The sequence below is a fragment of the Streptomyces sp. H39-S7 genome, assembly GCF_027158205.1.
Classification (GTDB): Bacteria; Actinomycetota; Actinomycetes; order Streptomycetales; family Streptomycetaceae; genus Actinacidiphila.
In genome coordinates, this window is the sequence record NZ_JAPVLU010000007.1 from 123,688 (window position 1) to 149,797 (window position 26,110).

A 26,110-nucleotide genomic window follows, 5' to 3' on the forward strand; every position below is an offset into this window, starting at 1 on the left:
TTGAGACCCGGCGGTGTCCGGCCCCAGTGTGATGCGTCCGGCTCCGCCCGGTCCACGACCGACGGCGGAGCCGGACGGGTTCAGGTGCCGCGGCGGGCCGTGGACAGGTAGCGCTGGGCGACCACCACGAGGATCAGGAAGCCGCCGCTGACCACCGACTGGTAGGAGGAGTTCAGGGAGCCGATCTGGTTGATCAGGTTCTGGATCACCGCGAGCAGCAGCACCCCCCACAGGGTGCCGGAGACCGAGCCCGCGCCGCCGACCAGCAGCGTGCCGCCGATCACGACGGCGGCGATGGCGTCGAGCTCCATCCCCACCCCGATGATGGTGACGCCCGAGGAGAGCCGGGCCGCGTTGAGCGCGCCGGCGAGCCCGGCCAGCAGCCCGCTCAGCAGGTACACCAGGATCTTCGTCCTGGCCACCGGCAGGCCCATCAGGGTGGCGGCGTCACTGCTGCCGCCGACCGCGAACAGGGCCTGGCCGAACGAGGTGCGCTGCAGCACCAGGCCGCCGACCGCGAACAGCGCCAGCGCGATGAACACCGGGTACCCGAAGCCGCCGATGCTGCCGCCGCCCAGCTCGGCGAATGCCGAGTCGCGCGGCACCAGGTAGGTGGTGGCGCCTTCATGGGTGAGGGCGAGCAGCAGTCCGCGTGCGGCGAGCAGGGAGGCGAGCGTGACGATGAACGGTGCCATGCCGGCCCGTGCGACGAGCAGGCCGTTGATCGCTCCGATCGCCCCGCAGACGGCGAGCGGCACCAGGAGCGCGGGCAGGATGCCCCACTGCGAGGCCCAGGCCGCGAGCACTCCGCCGAGCGCGAAGACGGAGCCCACGGACAGGTCGATCCCACCGGTGATGATCACCAGCGTCATCCCGAGGGCGACGATCGACAGGAAGGACGCCTGGACGGTCACACCGCGCGCGTTGTCCAGGCTCGCGAAGGAGTCGAAGACGAACGAGGAGATGAGGATGACCAGCAGCAGGACCGCGAGGACGCCCTGGCGCTGGAGCAGTTCGGCCGCGCGCTGCCGGCCGGCGGGCCGGGCGGTGGCCGCCAGGTCCGCCGGCGGCACGAAGGCGGGTGCGGAGGTGGCTTTCACGAGGGCTTTCATCGGGATCGACGCTCCCGGGCGACATAGACGGCGACGAGGATGATGGCCGCCTGGGCCATCTGGGCTGTGGAGTCGTGCAGGTTGTGGGTGACCAGGGTGGCGTGCAGCAACTGCATCAGCAGGGCGCCCGTCACCGTGCCCAGGACCCGGACCGAGCCGCCGGTCAGCGGGGTGCCGCCGACGACCACGGCGGTGATGGCGGACAGCTCCATCAGGTTGCCGAGCGCGGAGGGGTCGCTGGCGGTCAGCCGCGCGGTGGCGAGGACACCGGCCAGCGCCGCCAGGACACCGCACAGCACGTACACGCCGATCAGCACCCGCTTGACGGGGAGGCCGGCCAGCGCGGCGGCTGCCCGGTTGCCGCCGACCGCGACCAGTTGCCGCCCGAAGGTGGTGCGCTGGACGAGGAACGCGATGGCGACGGCGAGCACCCCGGCGATCAGGACGACCACCGGGACGCCCAGCGCGCTGTCGGTGCCCAGCCCCAGCAGGTCCTTGTTCTCGATCTGCTTGAGCTGCCCGTCCGCGATGACCAGCGCCAGACCCCGGCCGCCCACGAACAGGGCGAGGGTGGCGACGATGGGCTGCAGTCCCACGAGCGAGACCAGGGAGCCGTTCACCAGGCCGACCACCACCCCCGCGAACAACGCGAGCAGCAGTGCGGGGGCCAGGCCGTAGCCGAGGTAGAGCGGCAGGAGCGCGCTGGCGAGCGCCATGGTGGAGCCGACCGACAGGTCGACGCCCTCGGTGCCGATGACCAGGGCCATGCCGAGCGCGACGATGACGATGGGGGAGACCTGGACGAGTTGGGTGCGCAGGTTGTCGACAGTCAGGAAGTGGTCGGTGAAGACCGCGTTGAACAGCAGGAGCGCGGCGACGGCGCCGTAGACGCCGTACCGCTGGAGCAGCGCCGTGACACGGGCTCGGTCCAGCCCGCGGGGGGCGAGGGTGATCGGGACGTCGGTCATCGCCGGTCCTCCTTCTTCAGGGCCGCGGGTTCGACGGTCGGGACGTCGGCCGGAACGTCGTCGGCGTCCGGGGCGTCCGGGGCGTCCGGGGCGTCCGGTGCGTCGGCCAGGACGGCGAGCAGTTCGCTCTCCTCGACCCGGTCGCCGGTCAGTTCGCCCGCCACCGCCCCGCCCCGCAGGACGAGGATGCGGTCGGAGCCCTCGATGAGCTCCTCGATGTCGGAGGAGATCAGCAGCACGGCCAGGCCCTCCTGCGCGAGGTCGTCGATCAGTGCCTGCACCTCGGCCTTGGCGCCGACGTCGATGCCCCGGGTGGGCTCGTCGAGCAGCAGGACCTTGGGCTCCAGGCAGAGCCAGCGGGCCAGCAGCACCTTCTGCTGGTTGCCGCCGGACAGTTCGCCGACCTTCTGCTCGGGGCTGGACGCCTTGATCCGCAGCCGTTTCATGAACACCTCGACGATGCGGTCCTGCTTCGCGCGCGAGACGATCCCGGCGCGCGAGAGCCGGGGCAGCGCGGCGAGCACGATGTTCTCCCGGACCGACAGGCCGGGGACGATGCCCTCGGCCTTGCGGTCCTCGGGCAGCAGGCTGATCCCGGCCCGGATCGCCGCGGCGGGGCTGAGCCGGCGCAGCGTGCGGCCGCCGACGCTGATCTCGCCGCTGTCCAGCGCCAGCGCGCCGGCGACGGCCTTGGCGGTCTCGCTGCGACCGGAGCCCAGCAGCCCACCCAGACCGAGCACCTCGCCCGGATGCAGTTCCAGGCCGACGTCGTGCAGCACCTGCCCGCTGGTCAGGCCGGTGGCGGTGAGCACGGGCTGCCGCTCGGCCCGGTGGCCCTCACCGAAGCTGGTGGTGCCGTGCCGGCGGACCTCCGCGATCTCGCGGCCGAGCATCATCGACACCAGCCGCATCCGGTCGAGGTCACGCAGCTCGCCGGTGTGCACGTGCTTGCCGTCCCGCAGGACGGTGACGCGGTCGCAGATGCGGTACAGCTCGTCCATGCGGTGGCTGACGTAGAGGATCGCGATGCCCCGCTCGTGCAGGTCGTCGATCACCCGGAAGAGCGTCTCCACCTCACGGGGTTCGAGTGAGGACGTGGGCTCGTCCATCACGACCACCTTGGCCCGCACGGACACCGCCCGTGCCAGGGCCACCATCTGCTGGGTGCCGACCCCCAGTGTGTGCAGCGGCCGGCGCGGGTCGGCGTGGACCCCGAAGCCGGTCAGCAGCTCGGCCGCCTCGCGGTGCATGCGGGGGAAGTCGATCAGACCGAAGCGGTTCTTGGGCTCGCGGCCGAGGAAGATGTTGCGGGCCACGCTCATCAGGGGGACGAGGTTGACCTCCTGGTAGATCGTGGAGATCCCGGCCTGCTGCGCCTCGTAGGGACGGTGGAACGAGACCGGCGCGCCGCCGAGCCGCAGCTCCCCGCCGTCCGGGCGGTAGACGCCGGTGAGCAGCTTGATAAGCGTCGACTTGCCGGCGCCGTTCTCCCCGACCAGTGCGTGGATCTCACCGGCCCGCAGGGTGAAGGACACATCGTCGAGCGCCACCACGCCGGGGAAGCGTTTGCTGACGCCGACGGCCTCCAACACGGCCTGCGTGCCGGGTGGTTCCGCAGTGCCGGCGGGCACGGATGCCGCCTCGACGGCTTCGGATGGTGCCATGGTCGTGGCCTTCCGGGGAGAGCTGGTGGAGGGTGCGGGCCGCCCGCGCCGGTGCGGGGGCGGCCCGTCGCACGGCTGGACCGGGGTCAGTACGCCCCGCCCAGCGACGCCTTGGCGTTGCTGTCGTCGTACGCCCGGTCGGAGATGATCACGTTCTCCGGGATGGACTCGCCGCCGAAGAACTTCTGGGCGGTGGCGAAGGCGAGCGGACCGAAGCGCGGGTTGGACTCGATGACGGCGTTGTAGTCGCCGTTGACCAGTGCCTGGACGGCGTTGCGGGTGCCGTCGATCGACACGATCTTGATGTCCTTGCCGGGCTTCTTGTTGGCGCCCTTGAGCGCGGTGACCGCGCCGAGGCCCATCTCGTCGTTCTCGGCGTAGACGGCGGTGATCTCCGGCTTGGACTGGATGAGCTGCTCCATGACCTGCTGGCCCTTGTCACGGGCGAACTCACCGGTCTGCTGCGCGACGATCTCCAGCCCGGGGGCCTGGGCCTTGAGCTGGTCCACGAAGCCCTTGGTGCGGTCGGTGGTGACGTTGTTCCCGGACGCGCCGAGCAGGATCGCGACCTTGCCCTTGCCGCCGGTCACCTTGATCATCGCGTCGGCCGCGCGCTTGCCCTGCTCGACGAAGTTGGAGCCGAGGAAGGCGACGTAGTCCTTGCAGGCGGTCGCGTTGAGCTTGCGGTCGATGGTGATGACCGGCACGTGCTTGGCCGCGGCGGCCTGTAGCGCCGGCTGCAGCCCGTCGGAGTTGAGCGGAGCGATGATGAGCAGTTGCGCGCCCTGCGCGAGCATGTCCTGGATGTCGCTGATCTGCTTGGGCAGCTGCGACTGCGCGTTGGTGGTGAGCAGCTTCTTCACGCCGAGCTTGGCGGCCTCGTCCTTGATGGACTGGGTCTCCGCGATGCGGAAGGGGTTGGCCTCCTTCTCGGACTGGGAGAAGCCGACCACCGCGTTCTTCAGGTCCAGCTTGGTGGCGCCGTAACTCTGCAGCGTGCAGCCCGCACCGGCGGCTGCGGTGGTGGGCGCGACGGTCTGTGCCCCCGCGCCGGTGTCGCCCGTGGCCTTGTCCGTCGTCTCCGACTTCGAGCAGCCGGTGGCGGCCAGGGTGGCCGTCACGACGAGTACACAGGCGGCGGCGAGGGTGCGGGATCTCTTGGTGGTCATGCTCACGACACTCCTTGGGTACGACGGCGGTGCCGCCGAGCAGTACGTGGTCCGGTCCTGGAGTTTCTGGGGAGCGCACGCCGACGGGCCTCCGCGCAGGGGAGCGCGGCACCCGGACAGCACTGTGACGTGCGCCGATACCGGTGGTCCGGCGGCTGAGGAGGCTCTCCCGCCGCTCGGCTTTACAACGTTATATACGCGCCGCGCGGCCGCCCACAAGCGTTCGACTCCCGCATTTCCAAAATGTGTCCAGCCTGGAACGCGCCATCCGGGACACATCGTTGATTTACCCCGCCGACCTTCTTTCCAACGATGCATGCCGAAGTGCCGGTCGGGCCCCCTCCACGGGACCGACGGGGCCCGACCGGCACCGGGGGTGGCGCGGTCCAGCAGGAGGGGCTGCCGCCTACTGGGAGACGCGCACGTAGTCGATCTGCATCTTCTGCGGCAGCACGGTCGTGGCGTCGGGTGCCCCGGGCCAGTCACCGCCGACGGCGTTGTTGAGGATGAGGTAGAAGGGGTGGTCGTAGACCCACGGACCCCTCGTCGACTCCACCACCGCCTTGTCCGCGGTGAAGAAGGCGTGGCCGTCGACCGAGAACGTCATGTGGGTGGAGTCCCAGTCCACGGCGTAGACGTGGAAGGCCGAGGCGAAGTCGCTGCCCGCGAGGGTGTACGGCGAGCCGTAGCCGTTTCCGCCGTTGTAGGCCGGGGCGTGCAGCGTGGAGTAGACCGAGTCCGCGACCTTGCCGACATGCTCCATGATGTCGATCTCACCGGAGTTCGGCCACGGCGTGCCGGTCTTGAAGTTGGACCCGAGCATCCAGAACGCGGGCCACAGGCCCTGCGTGCCGCTCACCTTGATCCGCGCCTCGACGTGGCCGTAGGTGAAGTTGAAGTGGTCCGAGGTGTTGATCCGGCCGGAGGTGTACTGGCCACTGGCCTCCTTGCGCGCTTCGATGACGAGGTTGCCCGCGCCGTCCATGGCCGTGTTGTCACCGTTGGTGTAGTACTCCAGCTCGCCGTTCTGGCCGTTGCCGACGTCCTGGGTCCACTTGCCGGTGTCCGGCCTGGTGCCCGCGGCGCCGTTGAACTCGTCGCTCCACACCAGGTGCGTGGGGTTGCCGGGGTTCGGCGGCAGGGCGGGCGGCGCGGTGGGGCTGCCGCCGGTGCCGTAGACGTCGAAGGTCCACAGCGAGTAGCCGTAGGCGCTGCTGCGGGCGGTGCCGTACATCCGCACATAACGGCCGGTGCCGTCGACGGTCACGGTCTCCTTGAAGCCCTTGCCGGTGGTGGTGGAGTAGACGCTCGTCCAGTTGGCGCCGTCGGGCGAGGTCTGGATCTGGTACCCGGTGGCGTAGGCCGGGTCCCACTGGAGCACGACCTTGGTGATGTGCGCGGTCGCGCCCAGGTCGACGGCGATCCAGCCGGGGTCCACCCAGCCGTTGGTGTCGCTGGTCGCCCAGCGGGTGGCCGGGTCCTCGTCGAAGGCCCTGGCCGGGGTGCAGCCGGTGCAGCTGTTGGCGTTCTGGTAGGTGGAGGCGGTGGCCGGCTTGTTGTACGAGAGCAGCACCGCGCCGTCCTGGGGCGGCTGGGTGGCGCCGCCGGTGGTGAAGACCTGGAACTCCCACAGCGAGTACCCGTACGCGGTGGCGCGCTGCGTGCCGTACACGCGGACGTAGCGGCCGGTACCCGACAGCGTGATCAGTTCCGTCGCGCCGGGACCGGTGGTCGTGGAGTGAACGGTGGTCCAGTTGGTGCCGTCCGCCGAGGTCTGGATCTGGTACGCCTTGGCGTAGGCGGCCTCCCAGCTCAGTTGCACTCCGCAGATGCCCTGGCTGGTGCCGAGGTCGACGCGCAGCCACTGCGGGTCGGCGGCGGTGCTGGACCAGCGGGTCCCGGCGTTGCCGTCGACGGCCGCCGACGCGGGGGTGCCGGCGTTCTCGGTGGAGGACGCGGTCACCGGCTGGTTCAGGGCGGCGTTGGCGGTACCGCAGGTGGGGGTGGTGGGGCCGGTGGTCCCGTAGACCTGGAACTCCCACAGGGAGTAGCCGTACTGGGTGTGCCGGACGGTCCCGTTGATCCGCACGTACCGGCCGCTGCCGGTGACGTTCAGGGTCTCGGTGCCGCCCGCGCCGGTGGTGGTCGTGTACACCGTGGTCCAGGTGGCGCCGTCCGCCGAGGTCTGGAGCTGGTACGCGGAGCCGTACGCGGTCTCCCAGTTCAGCACGATCTTGCTGATGGTGGCGGTCGCCCCGAGGTCGACGCGCAGCCACTGCGGATCGGCGGCGGCGCTGGACCAGCGGGTCCCGGCGTTGCCGTCGACGGCCGCCGACGCGGGGGAGCCGGCGTTCTCCGTCGAGGACGCCGTCGCCGGCTTCCCCTGCGACAGCAGCGCGTCGGCCGCTTGCGCGGGCGCTCCGGCCGCGGTCAGGGAGAGAGCTGCCACCAGTGCGGCGACGAGCGTCAGGACGAGTGATCGCCAGGGGTGTTGTGGGGGCTGGGCCGGACGGGGCCGGACGGTGCTGGAGGTGCTGGAGGTGCCTTGCATGATGTCTCCCATCGGTGAGGGCGCTCGCGGTGTGCGGGGACGGGTGAGGCGGGAGCCGTCAGTACGTCGAAGAGGGGGGAGAGCGCTCCAACGCGGTGCGCGCGAGCCGGTGGGGACCGAGGGGGCCGGGCGAATTGAAGAAATCTTCACTTCCATACATCATGTCCTCATCAAGAGGTCGGCTTCCGGGAGGTGCGATGACGGAGATGACACCTGATGCGGTCCGTGGGCAGGTGACCGAAGCCCGTGCCGCCCTGGCGGCAGCGGTGGACAGCGGCGAGTACGGGGCCATCTCCGGGGCACTCGACGCACTGGAGGAATCGCTGGGGCTCGCCAGGCTGCACGGCGTGGAGCTCCCTGCGACGGGCGGGAGCGAGAGGACGTGAGGACCGTGCCGGTTCCGCTGTACCAGGCGAAGGCGGAGCTCTTCCGGATGCTGGGGCACCCGGTCCGCATCCGGGTCCTGGAGCTGCTGCAGGACGGCCCGATGCCGGTCCGCGAACTGCTGGCCGCGATCGAGGTGGAGCGCTCCAACCTCTCGCAGCAGCTGGCGATCCTGCGCCGGTCGGGCATCGTCACCTCGAGCCGTGAGAAGGACACCGTGGTCTACTCCCTGTCTGCCGATGTCGCCGATCTGATGCGGGCGTCCCGACGGGTCCTGAGCGGACTGGTCGGTGAAGTGACCGCGGGCCACGTCCCAGGCCCTAGGCTCAGCCCGTGACGACAACCGGCGATGAAGAACTCGACGATCAGCAGTTCGGACAGCGATGGCAGGACGCGACCCCGCGTGAACGGCTCGCCCTGATCCGCGACGTCCGCCAACAGCCGCTGACCCCCCGGCAGGCGCGCCGGATACGCATCGCCGTCGCCGCGTTCTTCATGGCCGTCGCGGCGGCCGTGCTGGTGGTGCGCCTCGGGGACCAGCCGTCGGTCCTGGTCGTGGGGGTGTACGGGGCCGCGCTGATCGTGTGCGGCGTCGTCATCGAGCTGAGCCGCAAGGGCCGGACGCGAGTGGCCATGTGGCTGCTGGGAGCCGGCCTGATCGCGGTCGCGCTCGCGGAGCAACTGCTGCGGAGCCTGTGACCGGCCGCTGAGCTTGCCGGGTGTGGGGCGGTCCGCTTCCGGACCGCCCCACACGCCGTTCTCACACCGTCAGCGGGTTACGGGTAGGACGTCACCGTGGACGGGGTGGTCGAGGTGCCCGACGTCGGCGACCCGACGTCGTTGATGACATGCGCGTACTGGCCCATGCCACCGAGCGACACCACCAGCAGGTCGTGGAACTTCACTCCCGGTTTGTTCGGTGCCTCGAATCCGTGCTCCTGCACGATCGTCGGATCCGCCGTGAAGTTGCAGTAACTGCCGAGGCCCCAGCCCTCATGGGTCGTGACGTTGTCATCGACCTTGTAGGCGGCGTACCCCCTGATGCTGCCGTTCTGGATGGCGGCCTGGTTCGGCGGGTCGTAGGCGATCTCGTTCTGGAAGAAGATCGTCCTGCCGTTCTCGCCGCTCCACTGCACGTTGTACTTCTTGAAGTGCTCGACGAACAGGCCGGTGGCCAGCACATTGGCGCCGTTGACCTTCAGACCGGTGTCCGACGGGTTGGTGTTCCAGCCGACGCCCGCGCCGTGGTCGGCACGCCACAGCCAGGTGTGGTCGATGAGCGTGTCGTTGCTGTTCACCTCGACGGCGGTGGTCGCCGAGCCGGGGCCCGCGCCGCCGATCCGCACGAACACGTCCTGCATGGACGTGGGGTTGACGGAGTGGTTGCCGGACGATCCGGCCGGGCCGAGCTGCAGCAGCACCGGCGAGTTGACCGCACCGGCGTCGATCAGGAAGCCGGCCAGCTTGACGCCGTCGACGTCGGCGACCTTGACCGCCGCCACGCCGTTGTCCGGAACGATGGTGGCCAGGCCCAGACCGAGGACGACGGTGTTGGCACGGGTCACGTTGATCGACTGGTCGACGTGGTAGACGCCCGGGGTGAAGAGCAGGTGGAGACCCTGCGCGAGCGCCGCGTTGATGGTCGCCGCGGAGACCCCCGGCTTCGCCACGTAGAACTGGCTCAGCGGGAGCGAGGTGCCCGGCGTGTTCGGCCAGGACGTGCCGACGGCGTTGACGCGCTTGTTGGGGACAAAGACCTTGTACTCGTTGCCGTCCAGGTACATGTACGGCTTCTCGCGCGACACCGGGGTGGTGGCGAGCGTCGTGTACACGGGGTTCGGGAAGCCCTGCGCCGGAGCGCCCTGGACACCCGAGAAGACCATGTTCCAGACGCCGTTGGTCCAGCCGCCGACCGAGCTGTCGCGGGTGTACCACTGCTGCTGCGAGTACGGGCCGACGGTGCCGTCGATCTTGCTGTCGGCGATGTAGCCGCCGCTCGCCCAGCCGTAGCTGGCGGGCGCCAGGTTCAGACCGCCCTTGACGTGGACCCGGCGGAATGGCGCGGCCTGCGCGACGGCCCACCGGTCGGTGCCGCTGACCGGCGTGATCGCCAGGTTCTCCGCGGAGCGCCAGAAGTTCTGGGTGGCGTTGCCCGCCATCCAGCCGGCGTCGACGGTGATGTCACCGTTGATCTGGGTGTCGTCGGGGTTGAGGCCGAGACCCGAGATCGAGGTGTAGAAGCCGATCTGCGCGTTCAGGCCGCTGTACGTGCCCGGCTTGAAGAACAGCTGGTAGCGGCCGCTGCCGAACTGCGCCGACTCCTGCTGGGTGAAGATCTGGTCCAGGGTCCCCTGGATGTTCGGGGTGGACGGGTCGAAGACCTTCACGTTGGGACCGAGATCGCCGCCGCCCTCGATCGGGCCGCCGGGATCGGTGGGGCCGCCCCCGGTGCCGTACACCTGGAACTCCCAGAGGGAGTAGCCGTATACGGTCGCGCGGACGGTGCCGTAGACCCGGACGTAGCGCCCGGTGCCGGTCACGGCGAGCGTCTGGTTGCCGCCGGCGCCCGTGGTGGTGGAGTAGACGTCGGTCCACGTCGAGGCGTTGTCGGACGTCTGGATCTTGAAGGCCTTGGCGTACGCGGCCTCCCAGTTGAGGGTGACGGAGCTGATGGTCGCGGTGGCGCCGAGGTCGACCTGCAGCCACTGCGGGTCACTGGCGGCGCTGGCCCAGCGGGAGCCGGCGTTGCCGTCGACCGCGGAGGCGGCGGGCGTGCCGCCGTTCTCGGTGGAGGACGCCGTCGCGGGCTTCCCCTGCGAGAGCAGCGTGCCTCCGGTGGGGGGAGTGGTGCCGCCCGTGGTGCCGTAGACCTGGAACTCCCAGAGGGAGTAGCCGTAGCCGGTGGTGCGGACGGTGCCGTACATCCGGACATAGCGCCCGGAAGCGTTTACGGAAAGCGTCTGCACGCCGCCGGGGCCCGTCGTGGTGGAGTACGCGTCGGTCCACGTCGTGCCGTTGGCCGAGACCTGGATCTTGAAGGCCTTGGCGGACGCCGTCTCCCAGTTGAGACCTATCTGGCTGATGGTCGCGGTGGCGCCGAGGTCGACCTGCAGCCACTGCGGGTCGGCGGCGGCGCTGGCCCACCGGGTCCCGGTGTTCCCGTCGACCGCGGAAGCGGCGGCCGTGCCGCCGTTCTCGGTGGAGGACGCCGTCGCGGCCTTGCCCTGCGACAGGAGGGAGTCGGCCGCGTGCGCGGAGTGCGAGGGAACGAAGAGCAGCAACGAGGCGATCAGCGCCGTGATGACCGCCACGGCCGTGGTGCGCGGATTCACCGATGCCGTGGGTCTTGGCGCTGGTGGACCGGTGGGGGGTGCGAGCATGAGCGACTCTCCTGTTTCACGTGCGAGGGCAGGACTCGGCAGCCGTCCGGCCGTGGAGCGGCCGGACGGCGACGCGGGCAGCGACAGAGCGGGTGCGCCTCCACGGGTGTGAGAGAGCGCTCTCCCGGTACACCGCGATGGTTCTCCTTGTGTTTCATGCATGTCAAGAGTTGTGCACGCAGTGCGAAGCGCGACCGGAAGAAGCTCCACCAATAACGATAAATGGCGCGGGAATTTCGACAGATGTTGAAGCTGTGGCGGTGACCAGCGCGTATGGCCGAAAATATCCGCCGCGTCGCTCCTGGCGGCCGCCGCACCTCCACCGCGCGTGATCCGGGCGGTAGCGGCGCGCGACCGGGCTCGGTCTGCCTTCAGGTCATGAACACCAACGGGACGCCGCCGGGCAGGTGTCAGGGCCGGTAGACGCCGCCCGCTTCGGGTGTGGCCGGTGACATCAGTTGAGAGACCGTCACAAAGGTGTAGCCCCGTGCGCGGAGCTCGGGTATGAGGGCCTCGACGGCGGGGATGGTTCCGGCGTAGCGCTCGTGGAGCAGGATGATCCCGTCGCGTTCGGTCTGGTCGAGGACGCGGCTCTTGATCAGGGCGGAGTCGGTGGTGTCGTAGTCCTTCGCGGTGACGCTCCAGAGGATCTGCGAGAGGCCCAGTTCCTTCATGGTCTCGGAGACGGCGTCATTGGTCGCACCGCCCGGCGGCCGCATGATGGTGGGAGCGTGGCCGGTGGCCTTCTCGATGTCTCTCTGGACGGGTTCGATCTCGCTGCGGATCTCGGCCGGGCTGAGTTCGGTGAGGTTCTTGTGCGACCAGGTGTGGTTCCCTATCTCGTGCCCCTCCTTCGCCATGCGGCGCACGGTTTCGGGATAGGTGTCGGTGTGGCCCTCCCCTTGGAGGAAGAAAGTCGCCGGCACCTTTTCGCGCTTCAGGACGTCCAGCAGTTTCGGTGTCGGGGCGCTGGGGCCGCCGTCGAAGGTGAGCGCGATACAGGTGGAAACGCGGCACATCGGCGCGGCCGCCTGCCCGTTCGCGGGAGCGGCGTGATCGCGGGCCGCGGCCGGTGAGGTGACCCCGGTGAGCGTGCTGCAGGAGGTGATAGCCGGAAGGGCGAGGGCGAGCAGGAGCGGCGCCGCCGCTCTCATGATCCGGGTGGTGCGCTTCGTGGCGGGAATGCCGGCCGCCGGTGCCTGCCGCCGTGCAAAGAGGGCGCGGGCCGTGGGTGCCGGGGCAGCGGCCAGGGGGCGGAGAATGCGGGAGGCCCGGTTCGTCATGTGGTGATATCCATCATCTGGCTGGAGTGGCGAATTGATAAGTCACATCGAGGGATGGCCCTGCGAACGGAATACGGACAGACCCCGCCAGGCGGGCTGGTGTCGTCCGAGTATGCCAATCGTTGTAGGCTGCGGAGACGGCCCTGACCGCCCTTGACCTGCGGAAGCAGGCAGGGAGCAGACATTTCGGGAGTTTCTCCGTGTTGCGTACCATGTTCAAGTCCAAGATCCATCGTGCCCGGGTGACCGAGGCCGACCTGCACTACGTGGGATCGGTCACGATCGACGTCGACCTCATGGAGGCGGCCGACCTCCTGCCGGGCGAGCTGGTGCACATCGTCGACATCGACAACGGCGCCCGGCTGGAGACGTACGTCATCGAGGGCGAGCGCGGCTCCGGCGTGATCGGGATCAACGGTGCCGCGGCGCACCTGGTGCACCCCGGTGATCTGGTCATCCTGATCAGCTACGCCCAGGTCGACGACGCCGAGGCGCGCGCCCTGAAGCCGAGGATCGTGCACGTCGGCGAGGGCAACAGGATCGTCGCGCTGGGCGCGGACCCCTCCGAGCCGGTGCCCGGCAGCGCGACCGTCCGTGGTCCGCACGCCCTGAGTTCCGCCGAGTAGTCCGGGGCTGCCCGTCGTACCGTCCGTAAGTGGTGGCTCTCCGTGGGCGCCCCTACACGTCACGCTACGTATCATCTCTGTGACATACCCGCGTTCCGGGGGAGCCGCACCCCGACTCGGACTAGTGTCCCGATCATGACCGAACGTCCGTTTGAGGCCCTGGGGTTGAGCGCCGATGCGGATCGCGCCTACCGGTTACTGGTGGCCACCCGCGGTGTCGCGGTCGGCGGGCTCGCCCGGGACCTCGGGGTGCCGGTGACGCGGGCGGAGGCCGTCTGCGCCGAGCTCGGAGCGCGCGGGCTGGCGCGGTCCAGTGGTGACGGGCGCTGGTATCCGGCGCCGCCGCGGGTCGGACTGCTGCCGCTGGTGGCCCGGACGCAGGAACAGCTGCGGCAGGGACGGGAGCTACTGGACCGGCTCGCCGTCGAGTACCAGCGGGTGCACGAGGGGTACCGGTCCGAGGAGATCGTCCAGGTCGTGGAGGGCTACGGCGCGGCCGGGCTGTGGGCCGAGCAACTGCGGCGCTCCGCGCGGACCGAGGTCGCCGCGTTCGTGCGCGGGCCCTTTCCCGCGGAAGGGGAGTGGCACGACCCGCTGGACACGGCGGAGCGGCTCGACGAGGGAGTCCGCCACCGGGTGGTGCGCGACCGGACGGCGCTGGAGACCCCCGGCGCCCTCGGCGCGGCGGGGGAGAAGCGGGCCTGCGAGGAGGTCCGGGTGGCGCGGAGCCTGCCGATGCGGCTGTGCATCGCCGACCGGTCGCTGGCCCTGCTGCCGCTGGCCCCCGAGGCCGAAGTGCCGGGCCCGGCGATGCTGTTGGTGCGTCCCAGCGGTCTGCTGGACGCGCTCGTCGCGCTCTTCGAGGCGGTGTGGGCGTCGAGTACGCCGTTGCGGCAGCGGGACTCGGGCGGGCGCAGCGCCGTCCAGTTGCGCATCCTGGCGATGCTGGTGAACGGGAGCACCGACCAGGCGATGGCCCGCGCGCTGGGGGTCGCCGTCCGTACGGTGCAGCGCCATCTCGCGGTGATGGAGCGTGCGGCGGGGGTGGAGAACCGCGTCCAACTGGTTTGGCACGCGGCGCGGCACGGCTGGCTGGACGAGTCGGGGGAGTGATCGGCGGGACCGCGGCCGGGCCCCGGCCCGGAGTCGGGGCGTCCGATTGACAGGAACGCGACGCCGAATGCCGGGTCAAGGACTGTCAGGTATCCGACAACCTTGTCACGTTCCGCTGGTACGGCTGAGGCGTAGGTATACGCAAGCGGTCCTTAGGACTCGCCGTCGGCCGGTCGACCCGTGCACCGGCCGGCTCCGGTCAGATTCCAGGAGTCCTGCTTTGCGTATACCCATACAGCGGCGGCCCGGAAGACGCAGAGGCGTGGCGTCGGTGATCGCCGCCGCCGCATCCGCCACCGTGGCCCTGCTCGGCCTGCAACTGCCCGCCGCCGCGACGGCGTCGGCCGCCCCCGCCGCCCCCGTCGCCCGGCCCGACGTCACGGCCCAGTGCGGCGCCGCCAAACCCGGGCAGTTCAGCTGCTTCGCTCTGCGCCGCACCGACCTGAAGGGCACCGTCGGCATCCACGCGGCGACCCCGAACGGCTTCGGTCCCAGTGACCTGCAGAGCGCCTACGCGCTGCCCGCCGACGGCGGGGCCGGCCAGACCGTGGCCATCGTCGACGCCTACGACAACCCCACCGCCGAGGCCGACCTCGCGGTCTACCGGGCGCAGTACGGACTCCCGGCCTGCACCACCGCCAACGGCTGCTTCAAGAAGGTCAGCCAGCGCGGCGGGACCGACTACCCGGCCCCCGACACCGGCTGGGCGGGTGAGATCTCGCTGGACGTCGACATGGTGTCCGCGGCCGCTCCCAACGCCCACATCCTGCTGGTCGAGGCCGACGACCCCAGCTTCGAGAACCTCGGCGCGGCGGTGGACCAGGCGGTCGCGCTCGGCGCCAAGTACGTCTCCAACTCGTACGGCACCGCCTACAGTTCCACGCCCGGCAGCGGCGAGGACCCGTCGGAGACGACGGCGATGGACCCGTACTACAACCACCCGGGCGTGGCCATCGTGGCCTCCTCGGGCGACAGCGACTACGGCGTCAGCTACCCCGCGGCCTCGCAGTACGTGACCGCCGTCGGCGGCACCGCGCTGGCCAGGGACGCCGGCAGCGGGCGCGGCTGGACGGAGTCGGTCTGGCACAACGCGTACGGCGGCCCCGGTTCCGGCTGCTCACTCTACGAGCCCAAGCCGGCCTTCCAGACGGACTCGCCCTGCGCCAAGCGCGCGGTGGCCGACGTCTCCGCGGTCTCCGACCCCCTGACGGGCGTCGCGGTCTACCAGACCTACGGAGCCTCCGGCTGGTCGGTGTACGGCGGAACCAGCGCCGCCTCGCCGATCATCGCGGGCGTCTACGCGGCGGCCGGCACCCCCGGCGCCGGCACCTACCCGAACGCGTACCCGTACGCGAAGCCCGGTGCGCTCAACGACGTGACCTCGGGTATCAACGGCACCTGCACGCCCGCCTACCTGTGCACCGCGGGAACCGGCTACGACGGCCCGACCGGCCTCGGCACCCCCAACGGCCTCGACGCCTTCCGCAGCGGCCCGCACGGCGTGATCTCCGGGACGGTCACCGACCACACCACGGGCGCGCCACTGGCCGGAGCGCAGGTCAAGGCAGGCGACCACAGCGCGGTCAGCGACGCGGCCGGCGCGTACCAGCTCGACATCCCGCCCGGCAGCTACGACGTGTCGGCGAGCGCCTACGGCTACGCCACGAAGACCGTCGCCTCCGTCGTCCTCACCGACGGCGGTACGGTCACCCAGTCGTTCGCGCTGGACGCCGTGCCCCGCCAGACCGTCTCCGGCAAGGTCGCCGACGGATCCGGCCACGGATGGCCGCTCTACGCGAAGATCACCGTGGACGGCGTACCGGGCGGCCCGGTGTTCACCGACCCGGTCACCGGCGCCTACCAGCTGACGCTTCCACAGGGCGTCTCGTACACCCTGCACGTCACCGCGGCCTACACGGGCTACCAGCCGGTGGACAAGGCCGTCGCGGTCGGCACCGCCGACCAGACCGTCAACGTCGCCGTCCCGGTCGACGCGATCGCCGCGCAGGCTCCGGGCTATGCCGTCCACCTGAACGGCCCGACCGAGCCGTTCGACTCCACCAGCGGCGCGCCCGCGGGCTGGAGCGTGGCCAACGCCGACGGCACGACCGGCGGCTGGGGCTTCGACGACTCCGGCAAGCGCACCAACAAGACCGGTGGCACCGGCGGCTTCGCCATCATCGACAGCGACCACATCGGCAGCGGCAAGCACCAGGACAGCCAGCTGCTCTCCCCGTCGTTCGACCTCACCGGGAAGACCAGCCCGGTGGTCGGCTTCGACACCGAGTACAAGGGCTACTCCAACTCGACCGCCGACGTGGACGTCAGCGCCGACGGCGGGACCACCTGGACCACGCTGTGGCACCAGACGACCGCCTCGGTCCTGGGCCCCCGGCACGTGGACCTGCCGCTGACCGCCTACGCGGGCAAGAGCGACGTCCGGCTGCGCTTCCACTACTCCGGCACCTGGGCCTACTGGTGGGAGCTGGACAACGTCTTCGTCGGCCAGCGCTCCTACGACCCGGTCCCCGGTGGCCTGGTGGTCGGCAACGTGACGGACGCCAACACCCACACCGGCGTCAACGGGGCGACGGTCTCCAGCGTCGACGCCCCGGCGGAGAAGACCACCACCGCGGCGACCCCGGACGACGCGGCGCTCGGTGACGGCTTCTACTGGCTGTTCTCGCACCTGACGGGCAAGCACCCCTTCGCGGCCGCGGCGGCCGGCTACTCCAAGGCCTCCGCCACCGCGAACGTGCCGCCGGACGGCACCGTCGAGGCGAACCTCGCCCTGAAGGCGGGCCGGCTGCAGGTCACCCCCGGCGCCATCAACAAGACGGCCGCCTGGGGCGGCACCGCCACCCAGAAGGTGACGGTGAAGAACACCGGCACCGCTCCCGCCACCCTGAAGGTCGGCGAGACCGCGGGCGACTTCGTCATCGCGAAGACCGGCGGAGCCCCGCTGAACGTCGTGAAGAGCGGCACCACCAAGCTCTCCCTGAAGTCGGACAAGTCCGGGCGGACCGCCCCCGCCGCGCAGAACGCGGCCGGCACCGCCTGGCAGACGATCGCCGACCTGCCGGTGTCGACGGGCGACAACGTCGTCGGCGTCGTCAACGGCACCGTCTACTCCGGCTTCGGCTTCACCGGGGCCGCGGACACCCGCGACCTGTACGCCTACGACACGACCGCGGGGACCTGGACCAAGAAGGCGTCCGCGGCCGACACCCGTGAGGCGCCCGCCCACGGAGTCATCGGCGGCAAGTTCTACGTCGCGGGCGGCTGGGGAGCCTCCGGCGCCCCCGACGCCAAGCTGGAGGTCTACGACCCCGCGACCGACGCCTGGTCCACCGGCGCGGCGACTCCCAAGCCGTACGCCGGCTCGGGCAGTGCCGTCGTCAACGGCAAGCTGTACGTCGTCGGCGGCTGCACCGCGACCGTCTGCGGCAGCACCGACGTGTCGGTCTACAACGCGGCGTCCGACAGCTGGTCCGCCGCGGCCGCCTACCCGGAGTCCATCTCCTGGGAGGCGTGCGGCGCCATCAGCGGCAAGCTGTACTGCTCCGGCGGGACCACCGACGCGGGCACCGTCAAGGGCGGCTACGTCTACGACCCGGCGACCGACGCCTGGTCGCCGATCGCCGACCAGCCCACCGACCAGTGGGGCACGTCGTACACCTCCGCCAACGGCCTGCTGCTGATCGCCGGCGGCGCCATCAACAGCGGTGCGGCCATCACCAACCAGGCGTGGGCCTACAACCCGGCCGACAACACCTGGAGCGCACTGCCCAACGCCAACGCGTCGGTCTACCGCGGTGGCGCGGGACCGGGCTTCTACGCGATCGGCGGCCTGGCGGGCCAGACGCCCGTCAAGACGGCCGAGCTGCTGCCCGGCTACGACCAGGCGGACAGCGCCGACGTCAGCTGGCTGAGCGAGAGCACGGACACGCTGACCGTGGCGGCCGGCGCGACGGTCTCCTTCACCGTCACGCTGGACGCGTCGGTCCCGGAGGTCACCCAGCCGGGCACGTTCCACGCCTCGCTGGCGCTGACCAGCGACACCCCCTACCGGCTGGACCCGATAGGCGTCACCTTCACCGTCAAGCCCCCGGCCACCTGGGGCAAGATCACCGGCACGGTGACCGGAGCCGGCACGCCGCTGGCGGGCGCGACCGTCCAGATCAACACCTGGGCGACGCACTACACGCTCAAGACGGGCACGGACGGCACGTACGCCCTGTGGCTCGACGTCCGCAACAACCCGCTCACCCTGATCATCGCCAAGGACGGCTACCAGCCGGCCACGACCACCGTGAAGATCAAGAAGGGAGCGGTCATCACCAGCAACTTCAACCTCCTGAAGAGTTGACGAAAGGTGAGCTGAACCGCTGAGATCCGTGGAGGGGACCGGGCGCAACCGGTCCCCTCCACGCGGGCGGCGGCAGCGCCGCCCCAAGGGAAGGCCGCCGCATGAACACCGCTTGGTCCGGACTGATCGACGACGCCGCGCTGTTCCCGCCGGGGGACGTGCCGCTGCCGCGGGCGCTGCCCGCCCACCTGGGCTACCGGTCGGCGTGGTTCTCGGACCTCGTCGGCCCCTTCGTCTTCCCGGCCCCCCGGCTCGGCGAGCTCGCCGCCGCCCTCGCGGCGCTCCCCGGCGACGACGTCATCCCCATCGGCCTGACCGTGCCCGGCGGCACCCAGGCCCTGCTCCCCGCCCTGGACCTGCTGGCGAAAGTGCCCGCCACCCGGCTCGCGGCCGTGGAGATCGCGCTGCCCGACGGCGCCGCGACCGGCGAGGCGCTCGCCGTCCTGGACCGCGAGCTCCCCGAGGACATCACCGCCCACGTCGAGGTACCGCGCGGCGCCCTCGGCCCGGACGTGGCCGACGCCCTCGCCGCCGGCCGCCACCACGCCAAGCTCCGCACCGGCGGCACCGCCGCCGCGGCGTTCCCCGGCGAAGCGGAACTGGCGGGGGCGATCCTCACCTGCGCGAGCCGCGGACTGCCCTTCAAGTGCACCGCGGGACTGCACCACGCGCTGCGCCACACCGACCCCGCGACCGGCTTCGAGCACCACGGCTTCCTCAACGTCCTGCTGGCCACCGAAGCGGCCCTGGACGGCGCCGGCAGCGACACGGTGGCGGCGCTGCTCGCCGAGCGGACGGCCGCAACGATCCGCGACCGCGTCGAGCGGCTGGGCGCCGAGGGCGTCACGCGGGTCCGCTCCGCCTTCACCTCCGTCGGCTCCTGCAGCGTCCACGAGCCCGTCGACGACCTGACCGCCCTGGGCCTGCTGACCGCACCGGCCGAGCAGGGCTGAGCGCTACCCCGGCGGGGAGGACAGCAGCCGCCCGCCCTGCGGGGTGCGCAGGTACAGCACCTCCCGGCCCGACCGCGTGCTGCTGACCAGCCCTGCCCGGCGCAGTACACCCAGGTGGTACGAGACCGTCGCGGGGCTGAGGAAGCGGGTGGAGGCCAGCGCCGTGGTGGTCGCCGGCCGGTCGAGCGAAGCGAGCAGATCGGCGCGGGTCGGGCCCAGCAGCCGGGCCAGTTCCGCGCTGGGCGGCGCCCCGGCCGCGGCCGGCGGCCGCGCCGGGTAGATCAGCGCCGGCGGCCGGAGCGGCACCCCCCGGACCGGGTCGATGGAGACGCCGATCGCGTAGGCCACCAGGGACGGCACGAGCAGCACCATCGGCACGGGCAGGGCCACCTCGAAGCGGCTGTCGACGCGGAGGGTTCCGCCGTCCCAGCGGATCGCAGGATGCAGCGAGTCGAAGAGGCGGGCGGCGCCGTAGCGGGCCAGGGTCAGGGCCCGCTGGTCGACCTCGGCCTCCAGCACCGCCCGGGCCTGCGGCCAGTGGGCCGCGAAGCCGCTCTCCCAGTAGCGGCCCAACTCGTCCGCGGCACGCTCGGCCAGATACCGGCCGCCGCGGTCCAGCGTCTCGCGCACCACGTCCGGCAGTTCCCGTCCCGCCAGCCCGTTCGCGGGGCGGCCGACGCGCACTGCCTCCATTTCGGCAACGATCCGCTCCGGCGGGGTGGTGCGCACCTGCTCCAGCTCGTCGGCGACATCGGGGGAGGGGACACCCGGATACGGAGTCAGGAAGTCCGGCAGATAGCCGGCCCGGTCCACCGCGAGCGCCGTCAGCAGTGGCAGGTCCTCCCGGCGCAGCAGCCGCCGGGCCCGGTGGACCCAGGGATCCGCGCTCAGCGGTCCCGGCACCCCCCACGGCATCAGGGTGCCGGCCGCCTCGAGCAGCGGTGAGACGGCGAACCTGGACCTGGCCAGCCCGGTGGAGTCCACTGCCAGTCGGATCATGCTCTCCCCCGGGGCCCCGCGGCTCTCGCACCCTTTGAACCTCATCGAATCCTGGCACAAACGCTCGCGGTACGGCGGGGCACGTAGCAGCCTGTGCGGTGCGGGGGCGCACCGTCGGACGGACGGGGGAGTCCGGGCGGCGCGCCCCCGTTCGGCCGGACAACCACGGCGGAACAACGGGGATGGGGGACGGGTCCATGGTCGCAGTGCGGTTCCGCGAACGGGCGGGCGACGGCCACCGCGCCCCAGCGCACGGGTCATCTCATCGGGCAGGCGCCGTGCCCGGGGCCGTCCTGGACATGCTCACCACCTACGAGTTCGTCGACCCGGACTACAAGGGCGTCCCCGAGGCGCTGCACCTGGCGGCGGCGGGCCGGCCGCAGACCCTGCAGGGGTACATCGACGGCACCCGGGAAGGGTCGGCGGCCACGGCCGAGCAACTCAGCCAAGGTCTGCACGCCAGCACGCTGTGCGCCGACTACCGCTACCCGTGGGGCACCTCCGACACGCCGGTCGAGGGCCGGGCCGCGGCTCTGGACCGGGTCGAGCGCAAGCTCGCCCCGGCCCGGACCTGGCCCTTCGACGCGGCCACCGCCACCCGTAACGGCTTCCTCCTGAGCTGCCTGGACTGGCCGCGGGAACCCGTGCCGCAGGCCCCGCCCCGTCACCGGAAGCTGCCCCGGGTGCCGGTGCTGCTGCTCGGCGGCGACCGGGACGTGTCCACCCCGGTGGAATGGCTCCGCCAGGAGGCGAAGATGGCGCCGCTCGGTCAGGTCGTGATCGTGCCCGGCGCGGCGCACTCCGTGCAGACCCGGGCCGCCAGTGACGCCGGACGCCGGGCGGTCTACGACTTCCTGCTGCACGGCTGACGGCGGCCCGTCGAACGCGAGGCCCCCGCCGGCCCCCTTCCCCGGGCACCGGCAGGGGCCTCGTCGGCTGTGCGGCGTCCGCGGTCAGATGCCGCCGTCGACGTTGAGGGTCTCGCCGGTGAGGTACGAGGAGATGTCGCTGAGCAGGAAGAGCACCGGGCCCGCGAGTTCCGGGACGGTGCCCAGGCGGCCGAGTGCGGTCTTCTTGGAGTACATCTGCCGCATCCCGTCGGCGCGTTCCTGCGGCATCGCCGCGAAGGCCTCGGTCTCGATGATGCCGGGGGCCACGACGTTGACGCGGATGCCGCGCGGACCCAGTTCCACGGCCAGCGAGCGTGACAGCCCGATCATCGCGGCCTTCGCCGCCGTGTAGTGCGCCCGCAGCGGGATGCCGGCCGCGGCCCCGCGCGCGCCGATGTTGACCACGGAGGCGCCTTCGCCGAACAGCGGCAGCGACTGCTGGATCACCCGGTACGCCGCCGTCACATGGGAGTCCAGGACCCGGGACCACTCCTCGGCGGGGAGTTCACCGAAGGGGACGTGACTGATGACACCGGCGTTGTTGACGACGCCGTCGAGCCGGCCGAAGCGCTCCTTGGCCTCGCCGACCAGCCCGTCGATCTCGGCGATCTCGAGCACGTCCGCCCGCACCACATGGTGGTCGCCGCCGGTCTCGGCCAGTGCCTTGACCAGGGATTCGACCGCTTCCCCCTCCTGCCGGTAGCAGGTGATCACATCGGCCCCGGCCGCCGCGGCCGCCAGCACGATGCCGCGGCCGATGCCCCGGCTGCCACCGGTGACCAGGATCTTCTTGCCTGTCAGCGTGATTCCCACGTTCCCTGTCCCTCCGCAGTGCCGACGGGGCTCACACGCAGCCGTCGACGTGGATGTTCTGACCCGTGATGTACGTCGAGAGGTCGCTCAGCAGGAACAGCACCGATCCGGCGATCTCCTCGACGCTGCCGAGCCGGCCGAGCGCGGTGAAGGAGGAGAACATCTTGCGCTGGAACGCGGCGACCTGCGGGGGGAGGTCGTCCATCGCCTCGGTGTCGATCCGGCCGGGCGACAGGGTGTTGACCCGGATGCCCCGGGGCCCGAGTTCACGGGCCAGGGAGCGGGTCATGCCGACCAGGGCCGCCTTGACGGCGGTGTAGTGCACTCCGCCGTCGATGCCGATGAACGCCACTGTGGACCCGATGTTGACGATCGAGGAGCCGGGAGCCAGCAGGTCGAGCGAGCGGTGGATGACGAGGTGTGCCGCGGTGAGGTTGCCGTCCACCGTGGCGGCCCACTGAGCCGCGTCCAGCTCCGCGTACGGCGTCGGGACGTAGGTGCCGGCGTTGTTGACGATCGCGTCGAGGCCGCCGAAGCGGGCCTCGCAGGCGTCGGCGATCTCCTCGATGTCCGCCGCCTTGGTGGCGTCGGCGCGCAGCACGAGGTGCTTGCCGCCGGTGGCCGCGAGCTCCGCCTCCAGCGTGGTGACCGCGTCACCGGGCTGCCGGTAGCAGGTGGCGACCTGCGCTCCGGCCCGCGCCGCGGCGAGCACGATGCCGCGCCCGATGCCGCGCGAGCCGCCGGTGACGAGGATGCGCTTGCCCTGCAGGTCCCAGCTGCTGGGGCTCTGCGGGGTCGTGTCGGGGTCGACGGTGTGGTCGTGGTCCAGGGTCATCTCAGCTCCCGATGCTCTGCGAATGCCGGAAGAAGTTGTCCGGGTCGTACTGCCGCTTGATGTCGAGCAGCCGGGGGTGGTTCTCGCCGTAGTACGCGGCGCCCCAGTCCTCCGGAGTGCGGGAACTGGGGAAGTTGATGTACGAGCCGCTGGCGATCGGGGCGAGCGCCGCAGTGGCCCCGTCGGCCCAGGCGGTGATGTCCGCGACGGTCTCCGGCGCCGGTACGTCCTCGCGCACCGCCATCTGGTAGCCCGTCAGGAACTGCGCGTCGCGGTGCACGTACGCGGTGTCGGCCCTGCCGACCTCGTTGGCCACCCCGCCCAGGGCGATGCACAGCAGGTACCGCTCGTTGTCCCGCCGGGGGTCCCACGCGTCGAGCAGCCGGCTCGCCTCGTCCCGGGTCACCGGGCGGTTCGTGAGGGCGTAGCTCTGCCGGGTGAAGGGGTGGCGGTGGCCGATCGCCAGCGGGTTGTGGCCGGTGCGGTGGCACTGGGCGACGGACTTGTCGTCGCACAGCCGCTCGTGCATGACCTCGCTGTACGGCAGGGGTTCGCCCACGGTCCGCTTGACCGGCCGGACGCCCACCCGCTCCGCCAACTCGTCGAGCAGCGTCTCCAGTTCGCCCTTCGGCCCGTGGTAGGCGCCCCAGACGTTGATGATCGGCGCATCGTGCGGGCTGAACATCTGCGGCAGCACGACGAGGGAGGATCCCAGGTCGTTCGGGGCGCTCGCGCACCACTCCTGCCAGGCGGTCAGGACGTCCGCGGCCTGGCCGAAGTCCCACATGGTGTCGTAGCCGACCAGCAGTGGCGCGTCGATCGGGCGGACGTCGAAGTCCACCACGATCCCGAAGTTGCCGCCCCCGCCGCCGCGCACCGCCCAGTACAGGTCCGGGTCGTGGGTGTCGGAGCAGCGGATCACCCGGCCGTCGGCCAGCAGCACCCGCGCCGAGACGACCCGGTCGCTGCCGACGCCGAACTTGCGGGTCTGCCAGCCGAGGCCGCCACCGGACAGGAAGCCGCCGGCGCTCACCGTGGGGAAGGTGCCGGTGACGAGCTGGGTGCCCGTCGACTTCAGGGTGTCCAGCGCGTCCACCGACTGGGTGCCCGCGCCGAGCCGCACCGAGCCGTTGCAGACCAGCACATGGTTGATCCGGGACAGGTCGACGACCAGCCCCGGACCCGTGGACCAGCCGTTGAAGCTGTGCCCGCCGCTGCGGGTGTGCAGCGGCAGGTCGTGCTCCCGGGCGAAGCGCACGCAGGCGCGCAGATCGTACGGCGATTCGCAGTAGGCGACGGCCTGCGGATCGATGACGTCGTACTCCTTGTTCTGCAACTGCCGCGCGTGGTCGTAGCCCGTGTCGGAGGGGAGGACGACGTCGCCGCGGAGCAGGGAGCGCAGTCCTTCCCATACGGCGGAGCCGGGGGCGGCGCGGAGCAGAGTCTGTTCGGTGGCCAAAGTTCGTTCCTCCCGGGAACTGTTCAGGGAGACAGCGGACCGCTCGGCGCCGCGCGCGCCGGTGCTCGCACGGGACAGGGGCTGAGCCGGGCCGGTTCCGGCTACTTGTCGATGCCGTACTTCACGGCGACGACCTTCGAACCGCCGTGGCCGCGCTGCCGGTTGCCCTGCGGGTCGTAGAACGACGCGCCGCCGAGCCCCTCCCAGCGCGTGTCGGAGACGAACTCGCCCTCGACGTTGATGTGCGCCTCGCCGACGAGCTTGCCCGCCTCGTCGGTCGCGAGGATGTGGAAGTTGTACTCGAAGGTGTCCTCACCGGTGAGCGCCCAGTTGCCCAGGCCGATGTTCTTGGTGTTCGTCTGGGTGGAGGTGACCCCGCCGTCGGCGGAGAAGGAGACCAGCCCGAAGGTGGCCTCGCCGTCGTTGTCGAGTTCGGTCGTCCAGGTACCGACCAGTCGTCCGCTCGCTTCACTCATCGCAGCTGTCCTCCATCAGTTCGGCCGGGCCCGGTCAGGGCTCCGCTCCACCCCGCGGGCGGTCGGACAGGACGCTGACAGGACGGTCTTGAGGAGTGGTCGAACCGTCGTGCAGCCCGCCGGCACCGCCCCGCCCGCAGTTGACCGTGATTCGAGCCGCAGGCCTGATGCTCGGGCTCGAGCGCCACTCGCGGGACGCGCTGCCATACGAACGCCGTTGCCCTGACCACGAAAGCGGGTTGTCCCGGATGAAGACGGATCTGCGCGACAAGGTAGTGCTGGTGACCGGGGCCTCCTCGGGGATCGGACGTGCCACGGCGCGGGCCTTCGGCGCCGAGGGCGCCCGGGTCGCGATCACCTACTACTCGAACCTGGCCGGTGCCGAGGAGACGGCGGCGCAGGTCACCGCCGAGGGCGGCACCCCGCTGATCGTCCGCTACGACCTCAACGAGGAGCGGGTGATCCGGGAGGCCGTCGACCAGGTGGTGTCCGCCTGGGGCGGCATCGACGTGCTGGTGAACAACGCCGTCGTGTGGGGGGAGGCCATCCCCCGCCCCGGCCGGCCCATGCCCGCGTTCGAGGACGTCCCCGTCAAGCAGTGGCAGGAGGTCCTGCGGACCTCCGTCGACGCCGTCTACCACACGCTGCAGGCCGCGCTGCCCGCGATGCGCGGCCGCGAATGGGGCCGGGTGGTGATGCTCGGCGCGGGTCTGGCCGAGGCCGGCATGGTCGGCGGCGGGGCCTACGGCGCTGCCAAGTCCGGTCTGTACGGGCTGCTGCGCAGCCTGGCCTGGGACCTGGGGCCGGAGAACATCCTGGTCAACATGGTCGTCCCGGGCCAGACCCTCACCGACACCGTTCTGCGCAACGCCCCCGCCCCGATGCTGGAGGCGAAGGCCAAGACCCTCGCCTCCCAGCACCTGTCCACGCCGGAGGACGTCGCCAACACGATCGTGTTCCTCGGCTCGGCCGCCAACGGCAACATCAACGGCCAGGCCGTCAGGGTCACCGGCGGATCCTGAGCCGCAAAGGGCCTGCCGCCTATCAGTTCGCATTCGGCCACCAG

At 71.2% G+C, this 26,110-nt stretch carries 21 protein-coding genes; 9 read left to right on the forward strand and 12 right to left on the reverse strand.

Features of this window, described 5'->3' with window-relative positions; all coding sequences use genetic code 11:
• Positions 1 to 80: 80 nt before the first annotated feature.
• The 5 genes from O3X23_RS08890 to O3X23_RS08910 form a co-directional block, all read right to left on the reverse strand.
• A complete protein-coding gene (locus tag O3X23_RS08890; protein ID WP_269270683.1) occupies positions 81 to 1,112 on the reverse strand; it encodes an ABC transporter permease in 1,032 nt (343 codons plus the stop codon).
• Positions 1,109 to 2,080, reverse strand: a complete 972-nt coding sequence (locus tag O3X23_RS08895) for an ABC transporter permease (protein WP_269270685.1) — start codon at positions 2,078 to 2,080, stop codon at positions 1,109 to 1,111. The genes O3X23_RS08890 and O3X23_RS08895 overlap by 4 nt, the downstream gene beginning before the upstream one ends.
• Complete coding sequence (locus O3X23_RS08900) at positions 2,077 to 3,744, reverse strand: sugar ABC transporter ATP-binding protein (RefSeq protein WP_269270687.1); 1,668 nt, start codon at positions 3,742 to 3,744, stop codon at positions 2,077 to 2,079. Before O3X23_RS08900 ends, O3X23_RS08895 begins: the two co-directional genes overlap by 4 nt.
• 86 nt (positions 3,745 to 3,830) lie before the next feature.
• Positions 3,831 to 4,913 carry an ABC transporter substrate-binding protein gene (locus tag O3X23_RS08905; RefSeq protein WP_269270688.1) on the reverse strand — a complete coding sequence of 361 codons (1,083 nt, stop codon included), beginning with the start codon at positions 4,911 to 4,913 and terminating at the stop codon, positions 3,831 to 3,833.
• Positions 4,914 to 5,319: 406 nt separating this feature from the next.
• Positions 5,320 to 7,464 carry a discoidin domain-containing protein gene (locus O3X23_RS08910; RefSeq protein ID WP_269270690.1) on the reverse strand — a complete coding sequence of 715 codons (2,145 nt, stop codon included), beginning with the start codon at positions 7,462 to 7,464 and terminating at the stop codon, positions 5,320 to 5,322.
• A 197-nt stretch (positions 7,465 to 7,661) separates the two neighbouring features.
• Between O3X23_RS08910 and O3X23_RS08915 the strand changes: the two genes are divergently transcribed.
• The 3 genes from O3X23_RS08915 to O3X23_RS08925 are packed head-to-tail and all read left to right on the forward strand — an operon-like array spanning position 7,662 to position 8,547.
• Positions 7,662 to 7,850: a hypothetical protein gene (locus O3X23_RS08915; protein WP_269270692.1), complete on the forward strand. Its 189-nt coding sequence runs from the start codon at positions 7,662 to 7,664 to the stop codon at positions 7,848 to 7,850.
• 5 nt (positions 7,851 to 7,855) lie between these two features.
• Positions 7,856 to 8,185 carry an ArsR/SmtB family transcription factor gene (locus O3X23_RS08920; RefSeq protein WP_269270694.1) on the forward strand — a complete coding sequence of 110 codons (330 nt, stop codon included), beginning with the start codon at positions 7,856 to 7,858 and terminating at the stop codon, positions 8,183 to 8,185.
• The gene (locus O3X23_RS08925) at positions 8,182 to 8,547 is read left to right on the forward strand and encodes a hypothetical protein (RefSeq protein ID WP_269270695.1); all 366 of its coding nucleotides are present in this window, start codon (positions 8,182 to 8,184) and stop codon (positions 8,545 to 8,547) included. Before O3X23_RS08920 ends, O3X23_RS08925 begins: the two co-directional genes overlap by 4 nt.
• 77 nt (positions 8,548 to 8,624) lie before the next feature.
• Here the strand turns inward: O3X23_RS08925 and O3X23_RS08930 are convergent, their stop codons facing one another.
• Both O3X23_RS08930 and O3X23_RS08935 read right to left on the reverse strand, forming a co-directional pair.
• On the reverse strand, positions 8,625 to 11,228 hold the full coding sequence (locus O3X23_RS08930; RefSeq protein WP_443047800.1) for a galactose-binding domain-containing protein: 2,604 nt from the start codon (positions 11,226 to 11,228) through the stop codon (positions 8,625 to 8,627).
• Positions 11,229 to 11,638: 410 nt separating this feature from the next.
• Positions 11,639 to 12,382, reverse strand: coding sequence for a polysaccharide deacetylase family protein (locus tag O3X23_RS08935; RefSeq protein ID WP_443047802.1), 744 nt, complete (start codon positions 12,380 to 12,382; stop codon positions 11,639 to 11,641).
• Positions 12,383 to 12,711: 329 nt separating this feature from the next.
• Here O3X23_RS08935 and panD point away from each other — a divergent pair, with 329 nt between their 5' ends.
• From panD to O3X23_RS08955, 4 genes are all read left to right on the forward strand, one after another.
• Positions 12,712 to 13,137, forward strand: a complete 426-nt coding sequence (gene panD, locus O3X23_RS08940) for an aspartate 1-decarboxylase (RefSeq protein WP_269270697.1) — start codon at positions 12,712 to 12,714, stop codon at positions 13,135 to 13,137.
• A gap of 135 nt (positions 13,138 to 13,272) precedes the next feature.
• The gene (locus O3X23_RS08945; protein ID WP_269270698.1) at positions 13,273 to 14,250 is read left to right on the forward strand and encodes a helix-turn-helix transcriptional regulator; all 978 of its coding nucleotides are present in this window, start codon (positions 13,273 to 13,275) and stop codon (positions 14,248 to 14,250) included.
• A 298-nt stretch (positions 14,251 to 14,548) separates the two neighbouring features.
• Positions 14,549 to 18,619: a carboxypeptidase regulatory-like domain-containing protein gene (locus tag O3X23_RS08950; protein WP_443047803.1), complete on the forward strand. Its 4,071-nt coding sequence runs from the start codon at positions 14,549 to 14,551 to the stop codon at positions 18,617 to 18,619.
• A 101-nt stretch (positions 18,620 to 18,720) separates the two neighbouring features.
• Complete coding sequence (locus O3X23_RS08955) at positions 18,721 to 19,572, forward strand: hypothetical protein (protein ID WP_269270699.1); 852 nt, start codon at positions 18,721 to 18,723, stop codon at positions 19,570 to 19,572.
• A 3-nt stretch (positions 19,573 to 19,575) separates the two neighbouring features.
• Here O3X23_RS08955 and O3X23_RS08960 read toward each other — a convergent pair whose 3' ends face one another.
• A complete protein-coding gene (locus O3X23_RS08960; RefSeq protein ID WP_269270700.1) occupies positions 19,576 to 20,571 on the reverse strand; it encodes an ArsR/SmtB family transcription factor in 996 nt (331 codons plus the stop codon).
• A 278-nt stretch (positions 20,572 to 20,849) separates the two neighbouring features.
• On the opposite strand from O3X23_RS08960, the gene O3X23_RS08965 reads away from it, so the two are divergent.
• Positions 20,850 to 21,440 (forward strand): alpha/beta hydrolase, encoded by a 591-nt coding sequence (locus O3X23_RS08965; RefSeq protein ID WP_269270701.1) that lies wholly within the window; start codon positions 20,850 to 20,852, stop codon positions 21,438 to 21,440.
• An 84-nt stretch (positions 21,441 to 21,524) separates the two neighbouring features.
• Here O3X23_RS08965 and O3X23_RS08970 read toward each other — a convergent pair whose 3' ends face one another.
• The 4 genes from O3X23_RS08970 to O3X23_RS08985 all read right to left on the reverse strand — a co-directional run bounded on the left by O3X23_RS08970 (position 21,525) and on the right by O3X23_RS08985 (position 25,044).
• Positions 21,525 to 22,274 (reverse strand): SDR family NAD(P)-dependent oxidoreductase, encoded by a 750-nt coding sequence (locus O3X23_RS08970; RefSeq protein WP_269270702.1) that lies wholly within the window; start codon positions 22,272 to 22,274, stop codon positions 21,525 to 21,527.
• Between the two features lie 31 nt (positions 22,275 to 22,305).
• Positions 22,306 to 23,109: an SDR family NAD(P)-dependent oxidoreductase gene (locus O3X23_RS08975; protein WP_269270703.1), complete on the reverse strand. Its 804-nt coding sequence runs from the start codon at positions 23,107 to 23,109 to the stop codon at positions 22,306 to 22,308.
• A 1-nt stretch (position 23,110) separates the two neighbouring features.
• Positions 23,111 to 24,568 (reverse strand): FAD-binding oxidoreductase, encoded by a 1,458-nt coding sequence (locus O3X23_RS08980; protein ID WP_269270704.1) that lies wholly within the window; start codon positions 24,566 to 24,568, stop codon positions 23,111 to 23,113.
• A gap of 101 nt (positions 24,569 to 24,669) precedes the next feature.
• The gene (locus O3X23_RS08985; RefSeq protein ID WP_269270705.1) at positions 24,670 to 25,044 is read right to left on the reverse strand and encodes a hypothetical protein; all 375 of its coding nucleotides are present in this window, start codon (positions 25,042 to 25,044) and stop codon (positions 24,670 to 24,672) included.
• A 248-nt stretch (positions 25,045 to 25,292) separates the two neighbouring features.
• On the opposite strand from O3X23_RS08985, the gene O3X23_RS08990 reads away from it, so the two are divergent.
• Positions 25,293 to 26,066: an SDR family NAD(P)-dependent oxidoreductase gene (locus tag O3X23_RS08990; protein ID WP_269270706.1), complete on the forward strand. Its 774-nt coding sequence runs from the start codon at positions 25,293 to 25,295 to the stop codon at positions 26,064 to 26,066.
• The last annotated feature ends 44 nt before the right edge of the window (positions 26,067 to 26,110 follow it).